This is a genomic window from Shewanella sp. SM101 (assembly GCF_025654465.1).
Classification (GTDB): domain Bacteria; phylum Pseudomonadota; class Gammaproteobacteria; order Enterobacterales; family Shewanellaceae; genus Shewanella; species Shewanella oncorhynchi.
Map to the genome: position 1 here is coordinate 1 of NZ_JAKKRH010000013.1, position 24,287 is coordinate 24,287.

The window sequence follows — 24,287 nt, forward strand, 5'->3', positions numbered from 1 at the left end:
AAGCCGCAAGCCGCTGTATTGAAGAAGACCAGCACAAACTCTATGCGTTTAGTGAGACGCTGCAAAGTGCCGGTGAGCGGATGGTACAGGTGCAACAAAAAGGCGGTCGCAAAGCCAGAGTTGCGCACTGTGATATCCGCTTTGCGCCCATTACCGTGAAGGTTCCGGCGAATAAAACGGGCCAGTCTGTGCCGCTGTTTTATGTGGGTTGTCAGGAGAAAGACAGCGCAGATGGCCTCTGTTGGCACCTGCTGACCACTGAGGTAATCACAACAGCAGAGCAGGCGCAGCAAATTCTTGACTACTACGAGCGCCGCTGGCTGATTGAAGACTTCCATAAATCCTGGAAAACGGGCGGAACGCAGGTGGAAGACTTACGGATGCAAAGCAAAGATAATTTGGAGCGGATGATTGTGATTCTGGCATTTATCGCCACACGTATCCAGCAACTACGTTGTTACGCAGGCCAAGCTGAACAAGCGAAAAAACGGCCTTGCGATACCCTGTTAAGCCCATTGGCCTGGAAGTTGTTATGGCTAAAGACGGAAAAAAGCCAACCGCCCGAACAAGTCCCCAGTGTGCATTGGGCTTATCTAAGATTAGGAAAACTCGCGGGCTGGAATGACAGCAAACGAAGCGGAATTGTAGGCTGGGAAAGGTTATGGCAAGGATGGTTTAAACTGCAAACCATCCTTGAAGGTTACCAGCTAGCCTTGTCTCTTGAGCAAAAGATGTGATCAAGAGACAGGCTAAGTGCGGGGATTTTTTATTTAGCAATTGATGCACTAATTAACTACTTTAAAATAATCAGCAAAGTCTTGCTGCCGCCAATAGTGAATGCGATGACAGCCGGATTTTTTCAATCTATCGATGACGTTGAACTGTTAGGGAAGGCTGGATTGAAACGAAAGGGGATGTAAACAGCAGCCTTAAGAGATTAAGGCTGCTTTAAACACTGAGCTGATTACTGTTCGATACCCACGATTAACCAAGGTGAGTTGGCTTGCGCTACGTTACGCTCCAAATGCCATACTTCCTTAATGTCCTCTTCTACACCTTCAACGGTATCGCGATAGCGGCCGCTAAATTTAACACTCACTTCCGCAAGATTTGCATTGTGTGTGGCGCGGACAAGTTCTGCATCCAAAAACATCACTTCTGTGTGCTGATCGCCCACTAACTCGCGACGTTGGTTGCTGAGTTCATTGTAAAGATCAATAGCAACATACTCTTGGATTTTGCTTAAGTCGTTTTCATTCCACGCCAATTGCAGGGTTTTGTAGTGACTACGAGCGCCTTCCAAAAAGCTTGGTAAATCAAAACCGGCAGGCAAATCGAAGGGAACTGCGCTTGTCGCTTGGCCAAAACCATTGCTGCCGCTGTTTGTATTGGTGGCAAAACCTGTTTGTTCAGTCTGTTGACGCTGCATATTTGGATTGGGTTGGCCAGCACCCGCATAGGCTGGTCTTGGCTGCGCACCCGCTTTTGAGGCCATCACAGTACGGACGATTTTGAATAGCACGAATGCCAGCAAACCGATAATCAAAATATCCATGATTTGAATATTTTCAAAACCACCGCCCATAAACAGCGCAGCCAATAAGCCACCTGCTAATAAACCGCCTAACATGCCGCCCATCATACCTTTTTTGCCCGGCGCTCCCGCTGGCGCCGTAGTCGGTGTGTTGGTCGCCGCTGGTTGAGCCGGAGCCGTTTGGTGACTCTTGCCAATAGATTTACTACCGCCGAATTTTTTTGCTTCAACGACTGGGCTAGTAACTAAGCTAACCGCAAAAATCATCGCCAGCATAATAAATAACTTTTTCATTTATAGGATCTTGTTCGTGTAATCTGAGGTGCTGCCATAATAGCGGGATGACATTATATGTCAATTAGCAAAAAGCGAAGGCTGATTGTCCTGTGCATATTTAGTGAGTTGCGATTAGCACTGTCATTCCAGTGACGCGCCAACTTTGGTTTAAAAATAAGTCATCCATGCGGGCTCGACGGCTGCATCTGCTGTATATGGACATACGAATGTCGCGATCACATGGATGTGAATGAGCGGCCATGCCGCCAACGGTCACTTACATGCCAGTGCTTAATCCCATAAACTGCCGTACATTCTGATAGCCTGAACTACCCAAACCGAAGTCCAGACAGAGGTGACCATCTCAGCAGTCATATCTTTTGAATCAAGATTTAGAATAATCGCCATGAAGAAAATATGCGTTTGTCCTATTTTTTTCATCTTTTTAAAAAAGATGATTATGTTTCTATTTTTATAGATAAATCTGTACGATTAATTAGTCAAACCTTAAAATAAATGCCATTGAAAGTGGTGCATCGTTTATTAATTTTGCAGAAGAGTTTTCTATTTCCTCAGACTCATCGTCGTCAGTAATTGAAACAAAACACACTGTCGAATTTAGCTCAATAGGCAGTTCTCTTTTTATTCTGACCAGTACGTTTGATAATGTCTGAATTAGTTTATTTTTAAACTTTGCAAAGTTTATTTCTCGAGATGAGTCCTCTCGAAGCATCTTACTTATTTTGGAGAAGGCTCCCGCATTATATCCGTCATAAAACCACTCAGATACTGCCCATCTATAGTAATTTTCACACTCTATGCTTTGATCTTCTTCAGCAGCGAGAATGCTTTTAAGCTTACCCTCAGAGCTAGCACTTAATGATGCTGACATGGCACTACTGTCAGTGTAAAGAGATACCGCATAGAATGCCTCATCTTTATTTTCTAACAATAACATCTTGATTGTATCGTATGTAATTTCAAAGCATTTTTCTTCTAACTCAATCCAGTCCATTATTCACTCCTTGTACTTAGCTTCAATATTTTCATTTTATGATGCACTCAGCTCCATGCAGAATACTGATAATTATCATTTATCTCCTTAAAACTCACCCCTGTTAAACCAAGAGCTTCGTACTCATTTTTAAACTGAATAGAACATACAGAAGCCGCTATCTCGTTACAAAAGAATAAATGTTCACGAATATTATTCTTTATTTTAAATTTATCTATAGACTCATAATATGTCTTCTTTAACCCACGTTCCTCTTGCGTGTTCAATTTTCCAGAATCTAAGTCAATCGAGATAGTATAAGTGGACTCATCCTTATCTAAGATAGACAAATAACTTAGTGGAAAAAATAAAAAGTACTTTTTCTGCGGACGCAATCCTCGATGCAAGTTAATATCGACAGGAATACGAATACACTTAACATTTAATTTTTAACACAAGTATAACATTTCATTAGAAAATAAATTTTCATCAACCAAATAATCACCATTCAGTTGATATGTTTTTGCTTTAAGAGAATAAGCATTTAAAAAATCACCCTCACATGGTGGTGAGTCATAAAACTCATAGTCAGGTAGCTCAGGAGTCCAATGTTTATCCATAAAATACGGTATTCCCTTACCATCAGGATCTGATTGCACAATAAAAAATGGCTGTAGATTTATACTCATAATAACTACCCTGTAATAGGTTAAAAGTTTAATGTCCCTAAGAAAGCATTAGCACAAACTTGAATTTATTTTAAACATCGTTTTACTCTGTTGCCAGCAATAATATTTCCTCGCAAGTCAAAAAAGCTTAACGAACCACCATTATTAAATTCTTGGTATTAAATTCTCGGAATGCATAATTATAAATAACAGACTATCAGGTATACCAAGGGTTTAACGGGATTAAGCACTGTCGTGGAAGTGACCATTGGCGGCATGGTCGCTCATTCACATCCATGTGTTCGCGACATTCTATGCTTGTTATAAATCTAGCCATATACAGCAGATACCGCCGTAGGGCCGATAGGGTCAACTTATTTTTTAAACTAAAGTCGGCGAGTCACTGGAATGACAGTGCTAAATCAATATTACCTGCTGCCAAAAGCGACTTTATTAACAAAATTAAAAAATCCCCGCATTTCGGGGATTTTCGTTTAATCAAAACCACTAAAACTAACTAAGTTACAAACACTTTCCATCCGATGACTTATCGGAAGAAAGTGCTCGACTGATGCCGCCGAAGATGACATTCAAGAAGCCGATACCGACATCTTTTTGTCGCTCATCGGCGCTGCCAGTATCGTGGCCGCTCGCCTCACGCATACTTTGATTATTGTTGGTTCCGCGCACAAAATCGCAGGACGCATTGCTGGTATTGTTCACAGAACAGGCACTGAGCAAAGCGATCATTAGGCCGCAAAGGGCAAAGCGTAATCTTGGCATATTAGTTCAACACTTCTTCTAATGCCTTGAGGCATAAGGCGACATTCTCGCGGCGAGCACCGAAGCCCATAAGGCCGATGCGCCATGCTTTGCCCGCAAGGGCGCCAAGGCCGGCGCCGATTTCGAGGTTGTAATCCTTCAGCAAACGAGTCCGCACCGCAGCATCATCGACACCAGCGGGGATGTAAACTGCGTTAAGTTGTGGCAAGCGCGAATCTTCGTCCACCACAAAGTTAAGCCCTAACTTTTCAAGCCCAGCACGCAGCACTAAATGCATTTCGTGGTGGCGTTGCCATGCATTCTCTAAGCCTTCGGCCGCTAAAATACGCAGGGATTCATGCAGTGCATAAAGCGCATTCACTGGCGCAGTGTGATGGTAACTACGTTTGCCACCCGCGCTGGTCCAATAGGCCATCACTAAGCTTTGATCGAGGAACCAACTTTGCACTGGGGTCTTGCGATTCTTGAGTTTTTCGACGGCAGCAGGTGAGAAAGACACAGGTGATAAACCCGGTACACAGGAAAGGCACTTTTGACTGCCGGAATAAATAGCATCTATGCCCCATTCATCGACCCTTAACTCGACACCGCCAAGGGAAGTGACCGCATCAACTATGCTCAAGCAACCATAGGTTTTGGCTAATGCGCACAAGGTCTTAGCATCGGACAAGGCACCAGTAGAAGTTTCGGCGTGCACAAAGGCTAAAAATTTGGCATCGGGATTGGCTTTCAGTGCCGCTTCTACTGCGGCTGGATCGACAGGAGTGCCCCACTCATTGTCCACCAGCACAGCAATGGCACCCATACGCTCGACGTTTTGGCGCATACGCTCACCAAACACACCGTTACGACAGACAATCACCTTCTCACCCGGCTCGACTAAGTTAACGAAACAGGTTTCCATGCCCGCACTGCCCGGCGCTGATACCGCCATGGTCATTTCATTTTTAGTTTGGAAGGCGTATTGGATCAGGCTCTTAAGCTCATCCATCATGCCGACAAACAGCGGATCTAAATGGCCAACCGTAGGTCTGGACTGCGCCGCAAGCACTTCGGGATAGACATCCGACGGGCCTGGGCCCATTAAAATACGGCGAGGAGGATTAAAAGCGGTAAAACGCGGTGCTGGTAACATCATGTCTCCTTAATGCGTGCAGGTGCAGGTCGAGGTCTGGATATTAATTCGTTATTCATTAGCCGTTCTGTTTTCAGAAACTGCCTGTTAATCGATAACGGGTTAAGTCAGTAACTTAACTGTGACGTATTAATCGGCGGCTAGAGTATTAAGTCTACAAAACTACCACAAAAAAGGGCGCATGTGCGCCCCTCCTTTAGCCTAACTTTGACTTAACTAGTGCCTAACTTTGCTTAAAATGCCATCTAGCCGATGTTCTTCATCACTAACACTATAAGACTTTGTTGCCGTTTCCCGCATTTAAAAACAGCTGATAGGCAGGGCTTTGGGTTTCCTCTTGATAGACAAAACCCAACTCAGTTAAAAACTGTTGGAACGGCAAGGCATCCGCCGCGGGCACTTCAAATCCCGCCAGCACTCGGCCAAAGGCCGCTCCGTGGTTACGATAATGGAATAAACTGATATTCCATTTGCTCTGCAAGGTCGTTAAAAACTTCAGCAGCGCACCGGGATGCTCGGGGAACTCGAAGCTAAATAAACGCTCCTCTAAGGGCTCTGGTGGATGACCGCCGACCATATAACGCACATGCAATTTCGCAGTTTCATCGCCAGATAAATCCTGCACTTCAAAACCATTAGCCTCTAAGGTGGCAATTATTTGTTCTAGCTCACCTTGGCCTCGGCTTAAGCGAATGCCTGCAAACACCACGGCAAGATCACGACTGCTGAAACGATAGTTAAACTCTGTCATCACCCGCTTATCAAGCAACTCACAGAATGTTAAGAAACTTCCCGGACGCTCAGGGACTTTCACCGCCAGTACAGCTTCTTTCTGCTCGCCGAGTTCGCAGCGCTCCGACACATAACGCAGACTGTGAAAATTCACATTCGCGCCACTTAAAATCGCCGCGACCTTTTCACCATTGCCGCAATCACCATTGGCATTAGCGCTGACATATTTTTTAAGCCCAGCTAAGGACAAGGCCCCTGCGGGTTCGGCGATCGCACGGGTGTCTTCGAAGATATCTTTCACCGCAGCGCAGATTTCATCCGAAGTGACAGTCACTACTTCATCGACATAAAGTTTCGCGACTCGAAACGGCTCAGTGCCGATACGTTTAACCGCCACGCCATCGGCAAATAAACCGACTTGCGCCAGCGTCACAGGTTCGCCCGCTTCCATCGCCGCCTTTAAACAGGCGGCGTCTTCTGGCTCGACGCCGACAATTTTCACCTGCGGCATTACCGCCTTGTAATAGGCCGCGATACCCGCGATTAAACCGCCGCCGCCCACGGGCACAAATACCACTTCAAGATCGCGCTGCTGCTGCAACATCTCTTGGGCGATAGTGCCTTGGCCTGCGATCACCGCTTCATCATCAAAGGGCGCGATATAAACTCGGCCCTCTTCTTTAGCCATCGCCATCGCAAAACCATTGGCTTGATCGAAGGCTTGGCCGTGCAATACCACGTTGCCACCTAAACGGCGCACCGCATCGACTTTAATATCGGGCGTCGTCTCGGGCATCACAATCACAGCATCCACACCGCGACTCGCCGCCGACATCGCCACACCTTGGGCATGATTGCCTGCCGAAGCGCACACCACGCCGCGCTGGCATTCTTCTTTCGTCAGCTGGGCGATACGGTTATAGGCACCGCGTAACTTGAAGGAATGCACTGGCTGCATATCTTCGCGCTTCAAAAATACCTGACAACCCAAACGCGCCGATAACTTGTTCATGCTGGAAAGCGGCGTCACTTTCGCTATGTCATACACAGATGACAACAGGATTTTTTGCAGATAGCTTTGTGCCAACTGAAAATGAGTTAAATCCGCCTGAGTTTGCGATGCAAGTGGCAACATAGATGCAGTAAACATAATTAGTCCTCCAGTTTACTGCGATCGCGCACCGCGCCCTTGTCGGCACTGGTGGCTAGCATGGCGTAGGCCTTAAGTGCGAGTGACACATAACGTTGGCGACCAATTGGTTTCCACGCCATTGGGCCAAGACTGTGCATTTTTTCACGGCGAGCATTGAGTTCAGCATCGCTTACCGCCAGCTTGATGCTGCGTTTTGGTATATCAATTTCGATGCGATCGCCATTTTCAATCAAGGCGATAGTGCCGCCAGCGGCAGCTTCGGGTGAGACGTGGCCGATAGATAAACCAGAAGTACCACCAGAGAAACGACCGTCGGTGATCAGCGCGCAGGCCTTACCTAGCCCGCGTGATTTTAAGTAACTGGTTGGATACAACATTTCTTGCATACCCGGGCCACCTTTCGGGCCTTCGTAACGGATAACAACCACGTCGCCCGCCACCACTTCACCGCCTAAAATGCCCGCCACTGCATCATCTTGGCTTTCATAAACGCGCGCCGAGCCGATGAAGGTCAGATTAGATTCATCTACGCCCGCGGTTTTAACGATACAGCCGTTTTCGGCAACATTGCCCGACAATACGGCAAGCCCGCCCTCTTGGCTGAAGGCAAACTCGCGGCTACGGATACAGCCTTCTTGTCTGTCATTATCCAGTGACGGCCAGCGACAATCTTGGCTAAAGGCTTTAGTGGTCGGAATGCCCGCAGGCCCCGCCATAAAGAAGTGTTTTACTTTTTCATCTTCCGTCTGCATCACATCGTATTTCGCCAATACAGACTTCAAATTGCCACCTTCATCGGCCGCCACATGGAACACATCGGTATGCAGTAATCCGGCTCTGTCTAGCTCACCTAAAATCCCCATCACGCCGCCCGCACGGTGCACGTCTTCCATATGGTATTTAGGCGTCGATGGCGCAACCTTACAAAGGTGCGGCACAAGGCGCGACATACGGTCAATATCCGCCATGGTAAAATCAACATCGGCTTCCTGCGCGGCGGCCAATAAATGCAATACAGTGTTAGATGAACCGCCCATGGCGATATCTAAGGTCATGGCATTTTCGAAGGCTTTAAAGTTGGCGATATTGCGTGGTAATGCCGATTCATCATCTTGATGATAATAACGTTTTGCCAGCGCCATCACGCGGCGCCCCGCTTCCAAAAACAGCTCGCGGCGATCCGCGTGGGTTGCCAGCATAGAACCGTTACCCGGCAGCGATAACCCTAGTGCTTCGGTTAAACAGTTCATTGAGTTGGCGGTAAACATGCCAGAGCAAGAGCCACAGGTTGGGCATGCGCTACGCTCGATTTTGGCACTGTCTTCATCGCTTACGTTCGAGTCGGCGCCCGCCACCATAGCATCGACTAAGTCGAGTTTGATGAGCTTATCTGACAGCTTAGTTTTACCCGCTTCCATCGGTCCGCCGGACACAAACACGACGGGAATATTGAGGCGCAGCGCCGCCATCAACATGCCAGGGGTGATCTTGTCGCAGTTGGAGATACACACTAAAGCATCGGCGCAGTGGGCATTAACCATGTATTCCACACTGTCGGCGATAAGCTCGCGCGATGGCAGACTGTAAAGCATGCCGCCGTGGCCCATGGCGATACCGTCATCAACGGCAATGGTATTGAATTCTTTTGCGATACCGCCCGCTTCCTCGATGGCGCTCGCCACCAGTGAGCCCATGTCTTTTAAGTGCACGTGACCCGGTACAAACTGAGTAAAGGAGTTAGCAATGGCGATAATTGGCTTACCAAAATCATTGTCTTTCACCCCTGTGGCGCGCCATAGCGCACGGGCACCCGCCATATTGCGGCCTTCGGTACTGGTAGCTGAACGTAACTTTGGCATTGACTGTATCCTTTATCTCAAATCGAAAATCGTATTCTTAATTCACATGACGAATGCTGCACTTGCCGCATTCGCCTCAAGATCTGTCGCTAAATAGTATCTGGCACTAACCCATACTATTTGGCGCTCATACTATTTGGCACTCTTACTCTCGGGCACTATACAAATAGTCGCCCCAATATCAGGGACTAAAAATGAACCCAAGCAAGGCCTTAAGCATTAGCCGTTTGTTGCAAGCTCAGCGGTAACAATACCTTACATTGAGTCACATCAATCAGTTTATTCAGCTGATTACTTAACAGTTCGATGGCACGTTCGCTATCGACTTCCATATCCAGCGACAGGCTCGCATCGTCATTCATGCGCATCTGCATTTGGGTAATCGTAAAGCCACGATGGCGAGTCACGCGCAAAACACGCTCAAGCACTTCGGGGCGTTGTTGAACCGTTAATTCCAGAGAGTGGATCATGTTTGTTTCTCCATTTCATCCATCATATCGCTGTTTGATGCGCCGGGGGGCACCAGTGGCCAAACGTTAAAAGCATCGTCGATTGCAACGTGTAATAAATACGGGCCCTTAGCCGCTAACATTTCGGTTAAGGCTTCTTCCACTTCGTCGGAAGAGAAAATCGTGCGGCCGGGGATATCAAAGGCGGAGGCCAATAAAACAAAATCTGGGTTATCGGATAAATCCGTTTCGCTGTAGCGCTCTTCAAAGAATAGCTGTTGCCACTGTTTCACCATGCCAAGCTTTTGATTGTCGATAAGCACAATCTTCACTGGCAGCTTGCGGCGTTTGATGGTGGTCAGTTCCTGCACATTCATCATAAAAGAACCATCGCCAGACACAGTCACCACAGTCGCATCGGGACGGGCCACTTGCGCACCAATGGCGGCGGGCAAACCAAAGCCCATAGTGCCTAAGCCCGCGCTGGACAGATGATCTTCAGGGCGGCGGAACCACATATGCTGGGCCACCCACATTTGGTGCTGGCCCACATCGCAACACACTACGCTGTCTTCGGGTAATTTATTGGCTAAACGGCGCAGCAGTGCGGGGGCGTAGATCAAACTGCCGGGGTGTTGATAATCCCATTGATGCTTACGGGATAAATGCTCCACCTCGGTCTGCCAAGGCGTGATGTTCATCGGCATGGCTAAGGCGGGTAAGATTTGGCGTAAGTCACCGGCTATCGCCACCTCTGGCATACGTAACTTGCCCAGCTCAGCGGCGTCGATGTCTAAATGGATCACTTTGGCCTTGTCGGCAAAGCTCGCTAAACGGCCGGTAACTCGGTCGTCGAAACGGGCACCCACCACGATCAACAAATCGCAATCCTGTACCGCTAAGTTAGCCGCCTTGCCGCCGTGCATGCCTAACATGCCTAAGTAACCGGGTGTGCCGTGGGCAATACTGCCCAGCCCTTTCAAGGTTGCGACCGAAGGTATGCCCGTCACTTTGATAAACTCACGCAGTTGATCGACCGCGCCCGCCATGCCTACACCACCGCCGACATACAACATAGGCTGTTTAGCCTCAGTCAACAGTGCACGGGCAGCGTCGATATCACTCATCTCGGCTTGGGGTTCATTCATCACAGCCAGCAAAGGGGTGCGATATTCCAATTGGGCGATTTGGATATCCTTCGGGATATCGACCAGCACAGGGCCAGGGCGACCGGATGCGGCGATTTCGAAGGCTTGATACAAGGTTGGGATCAGGTCGTTGACGTCTGTCACCATAAAACTGTGCTTAGTGCAGCTCAGTGACATGCCCAGCACGTCGATTTCTTGAAAGGCGTCGGTGCCGATAACGGCGGTAGAAACTTGGCCAGTGATGGCCACCATAGGCACAGAATCTAACAGGGCATCGGCTAAGGAAGTGATCAGGTTAGTCGCGCCAGGGCCTGAGGTCGCAAAGCACACGCCAGTTTTACCGCTGGCTCTGGCGTATCCTACGGCGGCAAAGGCGGCGCCTTGTTCGTGACGGCTGAGCAGATGTTCGACAGGGCTGCCATAGAGGGCATCGTATATTGGCATAATGGCACCACCTGGGTAACCAAACACTGTGGTGACTCCATGTGCTGCTAACACTTTGATTACCGCGTCTGCGCCTCTGATCATCTGCCCTGGTTCCATATTCTCTCTCGCTACGTTAGTCCTGAATTGCCGAAAATCGACGCTAATTTTTTACTCTTTCGAAGCTTGGACCTCGCTCTAGGCCCTGAAACGAAGAACCCCCCGGTCCTTTCGGAGCGGGGGGTTCTTTCGAAACTTCTAACCTTTTAGGTCTATCAGTTTGCCATGCGCCGCCCCCGCTGTGATTTAATAATCACGACGGTAATAATCACGAGAATGAGCTTGGCAGCTTGGTTAAACATCAATATGGATTCCTAATCGGTGTTTCTAAAATTGGGGTATTGCATGAAAGTTAGTTTCGCTTTGGACTTTGCCCTACCGCGAGCTATTAGCTTTACCATAAAGCGACAGCCAAACACAATAAAAAATATCTTTTGTCAAAAAAAATTCAGCTTCCCTGCCGAGACAATGCAAAACAACAAAGTAAAACGTTAACTGTTGAGCCTCAGTCGGCGCGATGCGCCTACTGAACGATAGACTCACTAACTGTGTCGTTTTTGCCCGCTCGACAACCCACTGAACAGGAAAAAATTTGTTTCTCACTAACTGATTTATCACTAAGCTGATTCATCACTAAGCTGATTCATCACTAAGCAAGCTCAAGATGCGCGTTTCACTATCTTGAGCTTGCTTGGGAACTGAGCTGAGACCCAAGTCCTTTGAGTCTCAACCCTCTCCCCCAATGCTGGGCTTAACTAACTATCACTTAAGCCTCAACAATGCTCTTCATATCTGTCATGTAACCGCGAAGCTCAGCACCAACATATTCCACTGCCGTTTCACGAATCGCTTCGTTAACAGCGATGAGCGTTAGGTTGTCGACACCGGTTGCGCTGTCTTTCAGGCCAGCACCTAAATACTCAGATGACATGGCATTAACATAGTCACGCAGCATAGGTACGGCAGCGTGATTGAACAGGTAGCAACCGTATTCGGCTGTGTCTGAAATCACTACGTTCATTTCGTACAAACGCTCACGGGCAATCGTGTTAGCGATCAGTGGGGTTTCGTGCAGTGACTCGTAATAGGCCGACTCTTCCACGATACCCGCAGACACCATAGTATCGAACGCCAGTTCCACACCCGCTTTGATCATAGCGACAAGGAAAATACCTTTGTCGAAATAGGTTTGTTCGTCGATATGCTCGCTCGATACGGGCGCATTTTCGAAACCTGTTTCGCCAGTTTCGGCTCTCCAACGCAGTAAGTTCGCATCATCGTTTGCCCAGTCTTCCATCATAGTGCGTGAGAATTCGCCGCTGATGATGTCATCCATGTGCTTTTCAAATAATGGTTGCAGAATTTCTTTTAAATCTTCTGCAATTTCAAATGCTTTAATCTTGGCTGGATTAGACAAACGGTCCATCATGTTAGTGATGCCGCCGTGTTTCAGCGCTTCAGTGACCGTTTCCCAACCTTGCTGGATAAGCTTGGCCGCATAGCCTGGCTCAACGCCATCGGCGATCATTTTCTCGTAACCTAAGATGGCACCCGTCTGCAACATACCGCACAGAATGGTCTGCTCGCCCATCAGATCCGACTTCACTTCTGCGATGAAAGACGACAGTAAAACACCGGCTCTGTCTCCACCCGTTGCGCTAGCGTAGGCTTTAGCAATCTCTAAGCCATCACCGTTTGGATCGTTTTCTGGGTGAACCGCGATAAGGGTAGGCACACCAAAACCACGTTTGTATTCTTCACGCACTTCAGTACCTGGGCACTTAGGCGCAACCATCACCACAGTGATATCGGAACGAACTTGCATACCCTCTTCAACTATGTTGAAGCCGTGTGAGTAAGACAAGGTAGAGCCTTGCTTCATCAGTGGCATAACCGCTTTAACCACGTTTGAATGCTGTTTGTCCGGCGTCAGGTTAAGGACCAGATCCGCCGCAGGGATTAATTCTTCAAAGGTACCGACACGGAAACCGTTATCAGTTGCTTTTTGCCATGAGGCACGTTTCTGTTCAATCGCTTCAGGACGCAGGGCAAAAGAGATATTCAGACCCGAATCACGCATGTTCAAGCCTTGGTTAAGACCTTGAGCACCACAACCTAAAATAACAATATTCCAATCTTTGATGTAGTTACAGCCGTCGCTAAACTCAGAACGATCCATGAAACGACATTGGCCAAGCTGTGCTAATTGTTGACGTAAATTCAGAGAGTTAAAATAGTTAGCCATCTGATATACCACCTATAAGTCAGAAATTTTGGACGCAACCAAACTAACATAATGTTACGACTTGGTTGTGATTGAAATCACTATAACCCATGCTTATCATTGCTTAAAATGATATATTCGAAACTTCATATTGCATTATACGCAACGTCAGCCGCAATAACGCTCAGTAACACTGGCAGCAACATCGGCGGCAATATGCAGCACTCAGGCTCAGGCTCAGGCTAAACAGGATAAGTTATGGATATTCGTACCCTCAAATTGTACCTGCACTTATGTGACAGTTTGCACTTCGCCAAGACCGCGGAGCAGATGCATGTGAGCCCATCGACCTTAAGCCGAGCACTGCAAAGATTAGAAGAAGAAGTGAACGCTAAGCTGTTAGAGCGGGATAATCGCAGCGTGACCTTAACCCACGCGGGACACGAATTTAAGCGATTCGCCGAGCAGACTTTGAACCATTGGAGCACACTCAAGCACAGTATCGATCTCAAGCAGGACGTGCTGCGCGGTCGGTTAAATCTGTATTGCTCGGTCACTGCCGCCTACAGTCATTTACCGGGTTTATTGGATCTATTCCGCCAAGAGCATCCCTTCGTCGAAATCGCCTTAACCACGGGAGATGCAGCGAACGCACTGGCCGAAGTGCAGCAGAATCGCGCCGATATCGCCATCGCTGCCCTGCCCGATCCTTTCCCCAGCAGCTTACACTTTGCCAAAATCGACGATGTGCCGCTGTCGATTATCGCACCGACGATCCGCTGTGCAGTACAGCAACAAGTTAGCCAAACGCCCATCGATTGGTCGAGCGTACCCTTTATCATCCCAGATCACGGCCCAGGACGGCGCCGCGCCGATAACTGGTTCAAACAAATGGGCATCAGCCCTAATATTTACGCCCAAGTCTCGGGACAGGAAGCGATCGCCTCTATGGTAGCGTTAGGTTGCGGCGTGAGCATGAGCCCCGAAGTGGTGATCAATAATAGCCCAGTGCGAGATCGCATTCAGCTACTCTCGTCGCCGGTTGCTATTCCACCGTTCGAGTTAGGTTGCTGCTGCAAAGTGAAACGACTTGATGATCCCATCGTTAATGCGTTTTTGGATGTGATTTAAACGGGGAAAGTAATACAAAATAAAAGTGCGAGTGAAGAGTTTCAACGAGATAGAAAACCGAAACGGCTCTCAAAAAGCTAAAAACTTAGCTAAAGAGAACCGCTTCACTATCGAACAGTTGCTATCAAATTGGTGCTAACAAACTATTGCCACAGGATTTCTATCGCAAGGCAATCAACACAAGATGACAGGATTACACATCCGGCGAGTTGAGCTTATCAATAGGATCGATACGAGTCACCAATAGCTGATCGACCTTGTACGAATCGATATCGACCACCTCAAATTTATAGCCCGCATAGTTCACGAAATCCGTACGCTTAGGGATTTTACGCAGCATATACATCATAAAACCAGCAATGGTTTCGTAGTTCTGATTATGCGGAAACTCCTCAATACCAAAGGCGCGCATTACGTCGGTAATAGGCGTCACTCCATCGACTAACCAAGAGTTGCTATCACGGGCGATGATCTGCTCTTCGCTCTCGTGCAATGACCAAGCCCCCATTACGGCGCGCTGTAGATCGTTAGTAGTCACAATCCCCACCACTAAGGCGTATTCGTTCATTACCACGGCAAAATCGGCGCGACTATTTTTAAAGTATTCCATCGCTTCTGACAGGCTCAGCGTATCGGGAATGATCAGCGAAGTATGGATTAAGTTACTGCCTTTTAAGATGATATTCTCACCGTTGATCACACGGATCAGCAATTCTTTCGCATCCACGAAGCCTTTGATCATATCCAACTGACCATCGCAGACGAGGAACTTAGTATGGGGATCTTCAGAAATTTTACGCTTGATATCTTCTTCACTGTCTTGCAGTAAAAAGTACACTAAGCTTTCACGGGCCGTCATGGCCGAAGTTACAGAAACGGTTTGCATTTCAAACACATTTTCCATCATCTGTTGCTCACCGCGATCTAGCACCCCAGCTTCGGCACCCGCATTCATGACGGCATAAATATCGTCAGAGGTGATGGCATCATTACGCACCGTTGGGATCTGTAGCAGTTTAAAGATACCACTCGCCATGCCGTTGAAAAACCACACTAATGGGCGTAATAGCACAATACAGAAAGACATAGGCCCGACAACGGCTAAAGCGACAGGCTCAGGCATCGCCATGGCAATGCGTTTTGGCATTAAATCGGCGACTAAAATAAAGGCACTGGTTACCACTATGAAGGATAAAACAAAGCTCAATTGGCTCAACCAAGGATCGGCGACTAAAGGGGAAAGCAATTGATAGAAGTAAGGCCGAAATGCCGACTCACCCACAATACCGCCCATGATGGCAACGGCATTAAGACCAATTTGTACTACCGTAAAAAAGCTGCCGGGAACGGCTTGTAACTGCAGCACTTTTTCTGCTCGTGCATCGCCTTCATCGGCTAACTGACGTAAACGAATTTTACGTGAAGCGGCAAGTGCAATTTCTGACATAGAGAAAAAACAACTCGCGCCGATTAGACACAATATAATCATCACGTTATCAAAGAGACTCATGTAACACCTTTCATTTAACACTGGACTAACTAGGACCAACCCGCGCTTTATTGCTCGCGAGTCAGTTGAATTCATTGTATTTGAGCAAAGTTTGCTTTGTCTGGTCGCTGCACAACAAGATTGTATTGACCACTTTCACCCCAAAGATGAATGATCGCTTAGATGACAATCCTTAGGGTGCACTCAGTATATCTGCAAATTCACGAGTTATGCGTGACTCCGCTCTCGCAGCCCACGCATAGCGCTAATGCACTTGCATCATTTAAGTAATTTTTTATGTCGAAGCGACTGAATATACAGCATTTAATTATTTTACTCGACTCGATGGCATTAGACATCCGAGCGCGGTGGCTTTGATATTGAGCTGCTAGAACGTACATTTAAACCAATAGAATTGACTATGCAGTCGTGGCTTTGCTTAGTTGCGTTACGTAAAATACGTCCAGAATGGCAGCATGGATGTCACTCAGAGTGCATCGCTAAATCGACATTAGGCGGCAGATTATATCTCATCTGCCGCCTAATATTACCTCACCTTGGGTAATTTTTATCTTAGCGACTTATCTACCGCTATGTTTCACATAAATGTTATCAATTAGTTAGCATGATTGAGGGCGTCTGTGGCGTGGTGATGCTAACCGAATATGTCTCCAATTTTGCAGCATAGAGCCTAGACTCTTGAAGCTCAGTAGCCAATCCAGCAACGCGTTGGGATATCTTGGCGAAAGAGTAACGTCACCTTCAACCGGCTCCCATTAAATCACTTCAACCTCGACTCTGTTGCGACCTTTATCCTTAGCGCGATAGAGGCAAACATCGGCGCGGCGTAATACGTCGGCCATCTTAAACCCCGAGATCTTATCTAATGGCAAAAACACGCTGCCAATACTGATCGTCACCACAGCCAAGGGAGATACTTGATGGGGAATATTGAGTTGCTCAACGAGATAACACAGTTGCGTAGCAATAGCCGTTAACTGTGCTGGCGTGACCTGCTCGACGACCAAAGCAAACTCTTCACCACCAATGCGAGCCAATAGAGCATTATGCGGCAGGATATCGCACTGTGCTAAGGCATCTGCCACTCGCTTGAGCACAGTATCGCCTTCAAGATGACCATAAGTGTCGTTGTAGGATTTGAAATAATCGATATCCAACATTAACAATCCCGCTGGAGTGTTAGCTTGTAGCACAGTAGCTAATCTTTCGGTAAAGGGTCGTCTATTAGCTAAGCCAGTTAACTCATCGGTTTCAGCCATCACCTTTAATTGGCTATTCGCGGCAACCAGCGCTTGTTGTAGCACTATCATCTGACGCTCTTTCTGTTCGCGTAGCAGTAACTCGTTCAATGCGGAGGCGAATTGGGTCAGCATATTCTTTTTCTGGGCGTTCCAATTTAATGGCCGCGACACAGTCGACAGCGAGAGCAATCCCAATAACTCCCCAGCATTTTTAATCGCAAAGGCGGCAATCGAACATATCCCCACGGATTTCATTACCTCATATTCCTGTGGTGAAAAAGCCTTTAACGCCTCAAGATCCTCAATCACTAAGGTCGATTCCGTCTCGAATTTTTTAGCCAATTGAGCAATATTGTCCACCGAAATCACTTGGACCTTATTTGCGTGTAAGTCACTGGTCCAAAAGCTGCGGTAATAGGCATGCTGCTGATGGAATTCGAGAAGACTCACCCTTTCAACATCAAATAACTGACCTATTTTGTGGCATACCTCAGTTAAGGTTTTATCCACATTGCAGGTATCTATGCTCAAAAATTGAAACGAAATCTCAGCCAATAATTGATTCGACTGCGACTGCCAATCTAATTCTTTAGTTCGTTCTTTGACTAAGTCAGACAATAAATGCTGCTGTTGTTGCAGTGCACGTTGCTGACGTTTATTAATGGCTAAATCATTACGTATCCTTTGATACATACCCTTAAGTGACAATGCCACATGGGCTATTTCATCGGGTCTTGCGGTTACCGTCTCGGGCACAGATAACTTTTTTAACGAGTTAAGATTGATTTTATTAGTAAAATCTTCCAATGCCGACAATCTATCTGTCACCATGAGTCGCACTAAGGTCAAAATCAAATAAATCATCAATAGGGTCTTTAACCCATTACCGAGCACGATAAAAATCAACTGCCGCCACAGCTCGTAGTAAAGCCGATTGGTATCTAACCCTACGGTCAAAGTCGCTATCGACTGCTCTTGATAGGTCACAGGATAGTGAAATAGAGTTTGCGACTCATCATCGGTTAACAAAGGTTTACCCAGATGCATAGTGACGCCATCGATACTGTCTAAATGTACACTCGACACTAATGGCATCATCCCCAGTCCAGAGAGCAAATCCGATAACAAGCTACGGTCGACGTCCCACAGTGACTTAGCCACGCTTGGCAAAATAGATTCTGAATACTCGCGGATATCCGAAGTCGCATTATCGATACTATCCTGATAGTTCCAAATCAACTGTACCAGCATAGTTAACACAGCAAAAAACGAGCTCACCCCAATAATAATCAGCGTCATCTTGTGGCTAATAGAATGATTACGATGCTTCATGTACACCTGTTATTACGCCTTGAGGGGCAACTTATTCAAAATCTGAGACTGGAAAATCTGTGGCCAATCTCGAGCAACTAACATTTGATAAAATGCCGAATCTGGTTGCAAAATACCGAACAAGGCAACATTGTCATAGGGGAGATATTTTTTATGCTGCTGATAATATTGCAATTCGACCAAACCTAAAGCGCCAACCAAAAAATGCCCGCCACCAATAACACTCACAGAGTGCTGGCGACAAAGCTGTAAAATCTCAGGTGACGTATTGATCGTACTGACAAATACATCCTTACCTGAGACTAAGCCTTTTTCCTTCAATGCTTTAAGCACCCCAATCGCCATACGATCACTGGCGGTCCAAATCACATTCAGATCAGGATAACGATTCAGCAGGGTTAACGCTTGCCCATAAGCCACAGCCTCACTCCATTGGCCATAAACCGTTTGAGTCAGAGTGGCATTGGACTGCATAAAGAAATAGTCACTGGCGCCTTGGGTTCGTAGCACTGAAGCAGGCGTCGATTTATCGCCCGAAATCAACAGAACTTTAGCCGCCTTTCCTTCTAAATCATCCATTAAGGCCTTAGCGGTCGCCGAACCAATAGCGTAATTATCGGGAATAATGGCAGGTAACAGATATTCTTGCCAATGGGGATCTTGCAGCAAGGCATCACGCTCACCAGGGGAAATATCATTTAAAATCAATTGCACATAGACAGGGTGAGGATAAAGCGCCTGCAGCATTTTTATCGCGGATTGTTTTTCATTAACCAGAATAACGTAATTAGGTAACGCTTTTGCAGAAGCTAACAACTCATCGAGTTGGGTGATCATCTTGAAGTGATTGCGATCGGAATGAATGATATCGAGTTTAATATCGAGTGTCGTCGATGCCGCCAACATCAATTGGTCGACATCTCCCCAAAAACTGTCATCGACAGCCCCAGGATTAAAGAAAACCACATCGAGTTTTGCCCATGCTGCCCCACCAAAACCCGCAGTACAGATAAACACACACGCTAACATCCACGAACGCATAGGCGAGTTCTCCTCGACCATGTTCCCTCAAATGTCATCCTTCACAAGAGGTAACTTTATTATTATCGATTCACAACCTTGTTACCGCATCGCCGCCCAAAATGTTGCTTAAATCGGCAGCAGATGTTTCGATTAAACCACAAAATGATACAAAGTATACTTTATATGCTGACTATTTATTCAGACACCCTGTCGGTATATAGGGGTCGAGTGGCTCAGTAGCAGAATGTTTATGGGGATGTAAGTGGCGGCCTTATGGTCAGTCTTGCGACCTAACCACGGAGAAAATGACGGGGACTTAAAAGGAATACAAGTTAGAACTCAGACGTTAATGCAGCCTAGCGGTCAAATTGAATCAAGGTCGTGGGAGGGGAACCATGATTTTCAGTGGAGGGTAAACCAAATGAGACTACTCATCGATGCCCTCATATAATGGCATAGGTTGACTAATCTCTATTAACTGATTGAAATAATTAAATATAACTATCAAGCACTCAATCTGTTCAGTGGTAATCATTTCTCCCAGAATCAATCCTTTATAACTCATATTCATTCAAAGGCACTAAATTGTGCTTGTGACTCTTCTTTTAATCGGTCGCAACATACACCTTCAATCGTCTCGATGTACTCCTATTGCTGTGTAGCCCGTATCGCCCAGCAAAAAGGTTGGCTGTAGCCAACCTTTCGATGAACTAATAATCATATATGCAGTAAATGCGATCGAATTTTCCTAAGGCTAAATCGTCCCGGTGGATAATAAAATTCAATTGCATAGAATGCTCACTGTAGACGACTTTGAACAGTACTAGATAATCTTCGGCATTGCCGCCTAATTCAGCTGCGGCGCGGAGTTCGGGTGCTTTATAGCGGCTATCACCATGGCCATTAATGCTGGCTATCCCATCGAAATAGGGCAGCGGCTGCTCGGGAACGAGCAATTCCTGCAGGTTGGATGACTGCCATTCAGGTAGTGCCGCCCACAGCGCTTGAGTGAAAATCTGCCCGGGAATTAACCCATGCTTATTCATTTTCATCAGATCAAAGAAATAGAGCTGATCTTGCCACTCAGATGCCAATTCATCATCCACAACCTCAAGGGCTTGTAGCACCATAGCTTGCTGCGGTTCAGGTAACTCTTGTAAACGTGCCTTAGCTAAATGCAATAAATGCGGGTTGTCACTGTTAATCATGTCAGTGGCTATCATCTTAATGCTGGCAATCCCCTTAAGTTGATAAGCCGCCTCATACTCATAGTTTGCACATACCGCATCGTCGAACTTAGGTTCGGCAATCGCTTTTCCAGAGTTCAGTTGTTGATCCTCAGCGACATAATAGACATGGCCGCGAAGCATTTCCGAGAATCGCCAGCGCTCCAAAAAGAACAACAATCGCCCTTCTCGAGGCAAATAAGATTGAAACGCCTTCAGGTCGCTGCAGTTGAGCTGTGCGATAAATTGCATGGGCACACGGAAGGCTTGCGCCGCCTCGTCCCAATCCCAATTATGCTCCTCATCAGTCTCCCAATCGTCCTGCCAGTCCTCCCGCCAATGCTCATTAATAAACTCGCGGGTATGGCCAAAGCTCTCAACATAGCCATCCAACATCTCCTCCCTTCCGACCAAAGTCACCGGATAATCCATGCCAACAGGCAAATCCGGCAATCCACCCAGTCGGCTATTACCTAACTGGCCATAGTCTTCGATTGCACAGGGATAGAGATCGACACTACTTCGAATAAATGCCGAAAGCGTATGGGCAAGATGCGGGTCTTTAAACTGCGCCAACTTTTGCTCTAGCAGCTGCTGACGAATGGGGGAATTTTCTGCTAACAACATATCCATATTTACCTCACGACTCCAATATTTGTTTTTTTATCATTTCTATCAACTATTTGCCACCTTCAAATAAGGCAAATTGCCAAGCCTATCACACGATTAGCAAAGCCGGAGTCAACGGCTTGCTAATGAGAAGGGCAGCGACCTAGGCGATAGGAAACCCCTCCCATTAATTACTGCTACACTCAAATTCAGCGAAAAAGATCAACAAAAGGATTTGTTTATGGCGATTGCCTGCGTCAATACCCGAGCCAGTTGTGGGGTCGAAGCTCCTCAAGTCACAGTTGAAGTGCATCTCAGCAACGGCTTACCAGCATTTAATCTTGTAGGCTTACCCGAAGCTTCGGTAAAAGAAGCCCGTGAGCGAGTACGCAGTGCCTTGATCAATGCGGGATTCGAGTTTCCAATGCGGCGGATAACCGTCAATCTCGCGCCAGCTGATTTACCTAAACAAGGTGGCCGCTACGACTTACCCATCGCCGTGGGCATATTGGCTGCTTCGGAACAGATTCCCATTAACAGTTTAAAAAATATCGAGTTTGTCGGCGAGCTGGCACTGTCAGGGCACATACGTTACTGCCAAGGGTTATTGCCCGCGATTATCGCTGCAAAGCGCCAAGACCATACCTTGGTCTTACCGCTAGATAACCGCCACGATGCCGAGCTAGTCGGCTATCCCAATGTGTTATTTGGTTCGCATCTGCAAAGTCTAGCCGCGTATTTACAAGGGCAAAACCAACTGCCCACACTGGCGCCACAGTTAGAATGGGTAAGCCAAGAGACACCCGAGTCCCATACTTGCCTGAGCGATGTGATTGGCCAATATCAGGCCAAGCAAGCACTCGAAATTGCCGCTGCGGGTAACCACAACCTCTTGATGCTAGGCCCGCCGGGGACTGGCAAGACCATGCTTGCCAGCCGCATGATGGCGCTATTGCCCGCACTCAATTATGAGGAAGCGTTAGAAGTGGCGGCAATTCATTCCGTTGCTGGACTCGACATTAAACCGCAGCATTTTTTACAGCGACCATTTAGGGCGCCGCACCACACGAGTTCTTCGATTTCCCTCGTCGGCGGTGGCAGTATCCCAAAACCAGGTGAGATCTCCCTCGCCCATCGCGGTGTATTATTCTTGGATGAAGTGGCTGAATTTCCGCGTAAAGTCTTAGATTGCCTGCGCGAACCGATGGAAACCGGCGAAGTGGTGATTTCCCGCGCCGCCGCTAAGCTGACATTTTTGAGTCGATTCCAATTAATCGCAGCGATGAATCCTAGCCCTAGTGGCGACTTGGATAGCCATCATGGATCCAGCCCTGAACAAATCCAACGTTACCTTTCGCGGCTTTCAGGTCCGTTTCTCGATCGTTTCGACTTGACCATAGAAGTGCCCAAACTTCCCGCGGGCACTTTGACTCAAGTCGCGCCGCAGACAGAAACCAGCCAAGATATAGCCAAACGAGTGAAGCTAGCACGTGAGCTACAACTCGCCCGTGCTGGTGTGCTCAATAGCGAACTTACAGGGAAACAATTGAAACGCTTCAGCGGACTCAGTGATGCTGATTTAGTGTTTTTGGAGCAAAGCGTGGTCAAGCTTGGCCTATCTGTTCGCAGTTTTCATCGTATACAAAGAGTCGCCCGCACTATCGCCGATCTTGAACAAGCCACTAATACCGAACGCCGTCATCTTGCCCAAGCACTGGGTTATCGTGCTATGGATAGGTTGCTGGCACGACTATCCCAGCAATATTGAGTCAGCAGCTTTACAGTGAAGATGAACAAATGCACCGACCAGCTGTGCCTAAGATTGAGCCAAACGCCTACACCGAGTAACATAGGCCTCCAATTTTTGTCAGGGGGCTCGGATGGGAATGCTGTTTTCACAGATAAAAGGCTGTATTGCATTTTTAGGTTACGTTATAAATACCATCTTTTGGACTATCCCAATCGTGTTAATCAGTTTTGTAAAACTGATACCTATCAGTCCATTAAGGACTGCGACTAGTCATGTGCTCGATTTTTGTGCCAGCGCTTGGATCAGCGTCAATGGCGTGATTGAGCGTTGCTTACATCCCGTTAAAATAGAACTGAGTGGTGACACCGACTTTTCCACTAAAGAGTGGTATATGGTGATTGCCAACCACCAGTCTTGGGTCGATATCCTGATCCTGCAGCGGATTTTTAACCGAAAAATCCCTTTCTTAAAGTTTTTCCTCAAGCAAGAGCTGATTTTTGTGCCTGTATTAGGCCTAGCTTGGTGGGCACTCGATTTTCCTTTTATGCGTCGTTATAGCACAGCGCAGTTGCGTAAGAATCCTAAGTTAAAGGGCAAAGACATTGAAATTACACGTAAAGCCTGTGCTAAGTTTAAGGCTAAGCCTGTGAGTGTGATGAACTTTGTCGAAGGCACGCGCTTCAGCAAGGCTAAGCATCAAAAACAAAACTCACAGTTCCAACATTTGCTAAAACCTAAAGCGGGCGGTATGGCCTTCGCGCTATCAGCCATGGGTGAACAGATCCACAAGCTAGTCGATGTCTCCATTTACTACCCAGACGCAGTACCGAGCTATTGGGACTACCTGACAGGCAAGTTGCCAAGCGTTAAAGTACACATCAAGGTCTCCGATATTGATCCTGCGATGCGTGGCGATTATATGAATGACCGCGATTTTAAAATTGGCTTCCAAGAACAACTGAATCAACTCTGGCTCACTAAGGATCAAGTGTTAAGCCAACTCGCTAGCCAAGCGAATAAAGAATAA

The 24,287-nt window shown here is 47.2% G+C and carries 19 protein-coding genes; 4 read left to right on the forward strand and 15 right to left on the reverse strand.

Annotation, left to right across the window (positions count from 1 at the left end; translation table 11 throughout):
* Positions 1-737: IS4 family transposase (locus L5M38_RS08880; RefSeq protein WP_263178859.1), on the forward strand; the 737-nt coding region annotated here is incomplete at its 5' end.
* A 227-nt stretch (positions 738-964) separates the two neighbouring features.
* Here the strand turns inward: L5M38_RS08880 and L5M38_RS08885 are convergent.
* The 11 genes from L5M38_RS08885 to ilvC form a co-directional block, all read right to left on the reverse strand.
* Positions 965-1,828, reverse strand: coding sequence for a Tim44 domain-containing protein (locus L5M38_RS08885; protein ID WP_263168428.1), 864 nt, complete (start codon positions 1,826-1,828; stop codon positions 965-967).
* A gap of 478 nt (positions 1,829-2,306) precedes the next feature.
* The gene (locus L5M38_RS08890; RefSeq protein ID WP_219251764.1) at positions 2,307-2,825 is read right to left on the reverse strand and encodes a DUF4303 domain-containing protein; all 519 of its coding nucleotides are present in this window, start codon (positions 2,823-2,825) and stop codon (positions 2,307-2,309) included.
* 47 nt (positions 2,826-2,872) lie between these two features.
* Positions 2,873-3,235 carry an imm11 family protein gene (locus L5M38_RS24585; protein WP_411569303.1) on the reverse strand — a complete coding sequence of 121 codons (363 nt, stop codon included), beginning with the start codon at positions 3,233-3,235 and terminating at the stop codon, positions 2,873-2,875.
* An 18-nt stretch (positions 3,236-3,253) separates the two neighbouring features.
* On the reverse strand, positions 3,254-3,493 hold the full coding sequence (locus L5M38_RS08895) for a hypothetical protein (RefSeq protein ID WP_263178860.1): 240 nt from the start codon (positions 3,491-3,493) through the stop codon (positions 3,254-3,256).
* Positions 3,494-3,994: 501 nt separating this feature from the next.
* Positions 3,995-4,255, reverse strand: coding sequence for a hypothetical protein (locus L5M38_RS08900; RefSeq protein WP_263178861.1), 261 nt, complete (start codon positions 4,253-4,255; stop codon positions 3,995-3,997).
* Between the two features lies 1 nt (position 4,256).
* A complete protein-coding gene (locus tag L5M38_RS08905) occupies positions 4,257-5,390 on the reverse strand; it encodes a pyridoxal-phosphate-dependent aminotransferase family protein (RefSeq protein ID WP_168825972.1) in 1,134 nt (377 codons plus the stop codon).
* A 271-nt stretch (positions 5,391-5,661) separates the two neighbouring features.
* The gene (ilvA, locus tag L5M38_RS08910; RefSeq protein ID WP_263178930.1) at positions 5,662-7,257 is read right to left on the reverse strand and encodes a threonine ammonia-lyase, biosynthetic; all 1,596 of its coding nucleotides are present in this window, start codon (positions 7,255-7,257) and stop codon (positions 5,662-5,664) included.
* A gap of 17 nt (positions 7,258-7,274) precedes the next feature.
* Complete coding sequence (ilvD, locus tag L5M38_RS08915; protein WP_263178862.1) at positions 7,275-9,134, reverse strand: dihydroxy-acid dehydratase; 1,860 nt, start codon at positions 9,132-9,134, stop codon at positions 7,275-7,277.
* Positions 9,135-9,346: 212 nt separating this feature from the next.
* The gene (gene ilvM / locus L5M38_RS08920; protein WP_006083459.1) at positions 9,347-9,604 is read right to left on the reverse strand and encodes an acetolactate synthase 2 small subunit; all 258 of its coding nucleotides are present in this window, start codon (positions 9,602-9,604) and stop codon (positions 9,347-9,349) included.
* On the reverse strand, positions 9,601-11,274 hold the full coding sequence (ilvG, locus tag L5M38_RS08925; RefSeq protein ID WP_263178863.1) for an acetolactate synthase 2 catalytic subunit: 1,674 nt from the start codon (positions 11,272-11,274) through the stop codon (positions 9,601-9,603). Before ilvG ends, ilvM begins: the two co-directional genes overlap by 4 nt.
* 706 nt (positions 11,275-11,980) lie before the next feature.
* Complete coding sequence (gene ilvC, locus L5M38_RS08930; RefSeq protein WP_263178864.1) at positions 11,981-13,459, reverse strand: ketol-acid reductoisomerase; 1,479 nt, start codon at positions 13,457-13,459, stop codon at positions 11,981-11,983.
* Between the two features lie 237 nt (positions 13,460-13,696).
* Here ilvC and ilvY point away from each other — a divergent pair, with 237 nt between their 5' ends.
* Positions 13,697-14,569 (forward strand): HTH-type transcriptional activator IlvY, encoded by an 873-nt coding sequence (gene ilvY / locus L5M38_RS08935; protein ID WP_105250471.1) that lies wholly within the window; start codon positions 13,697-13,699, stop codon positions 14,567-14,569.
* A gap of 193 nt (positions 14,570-14,762) precedes the next feature.
* On the opposite strand, the gene L5M38_RS08940 is transcribed toward ilvY, so the two are convergent.
* From L5M38_RS08940 to L5M38_RS08955, 4 genes are all read right to left on the reverse strand, one after another.
* The gene (locus tag L5M38_RS08940) at positions 14,763-16,079 is read right to left on the reverse strand and encodes a hemolysin family protein (RefSeq protein WP_219251771.1); all 1,317 of its coding nucleotides are present in this window, start codon (positions 16,077-16,079) and stop codon (positions 14,763-14,765) included.
* A 755-nt stretch (positions 16,080-16,834) separates the two neighbouring features.
* Complete coding sequence (locus tag L5M38_RS08945; protein ID WP_263178931.1) at positions 16,835-18,619, reverse strand: GGDEF domain-containing protein; 1,785 nt, start codon at positions 18,617-18,619, stop codon at positions 16,835-16,837.
* Between the two features lie 45 nt (positions 18,620-18,664).
* A complete protein-coding gene (locus L5M38_RS08950) occupies positions 18,665-19,693 on the reverse strand; it encodes an ABC transporter substrate-binding protein (RefSeq protein ID WP_263178866.1) in 1,029 nt (342 codons plus the stop codon).
* A gap of 692 nt (positions 19,694-20,385) precedes the next feature.
* Positions 20,386-21,534 carry a YwqG family protein gene (locus tag L5M38_RS08955; RefSeq protein ID WP_263178867.1) on the reverse strand — a complete coding sequence of 383 codons (1,149 nt, stop codon included), beginning with the start codon at positions 21,532-21,534 and terminating at the stop codon, positions 20,386-20,388.
* 217 nt (positions 21,535-21,751) lie between these two features.
* Between L5M38_RS08955 and L5M38_RS08960 the strand changes: the two genes are divergently transcribed.
* Complete coding sequence (locus tag L5M38_RS08960) at positions 21,752-23,278, forward strand: YifB family Mg chelatase-like AAA ATPase (protein ID WP_263178868.1); 1,527 nt, start codon at positions 21,752-21,754, stop codon at positions 23,276-23,278.
* Positions 23,279-23,390: 112 nt separating this feature from the next.
* Positions 23,391-24,287 carry an acyltransferase gene (locus L5M38_RS08965; RefSeq protein WP_263178870.1) on the forward strand — a complete coding sequence of 299 codons (897 nt, stop codon included), beginning with the start codon at positions 23,391-23,393 and terminating at the stop codon, positions 24,285-24,287.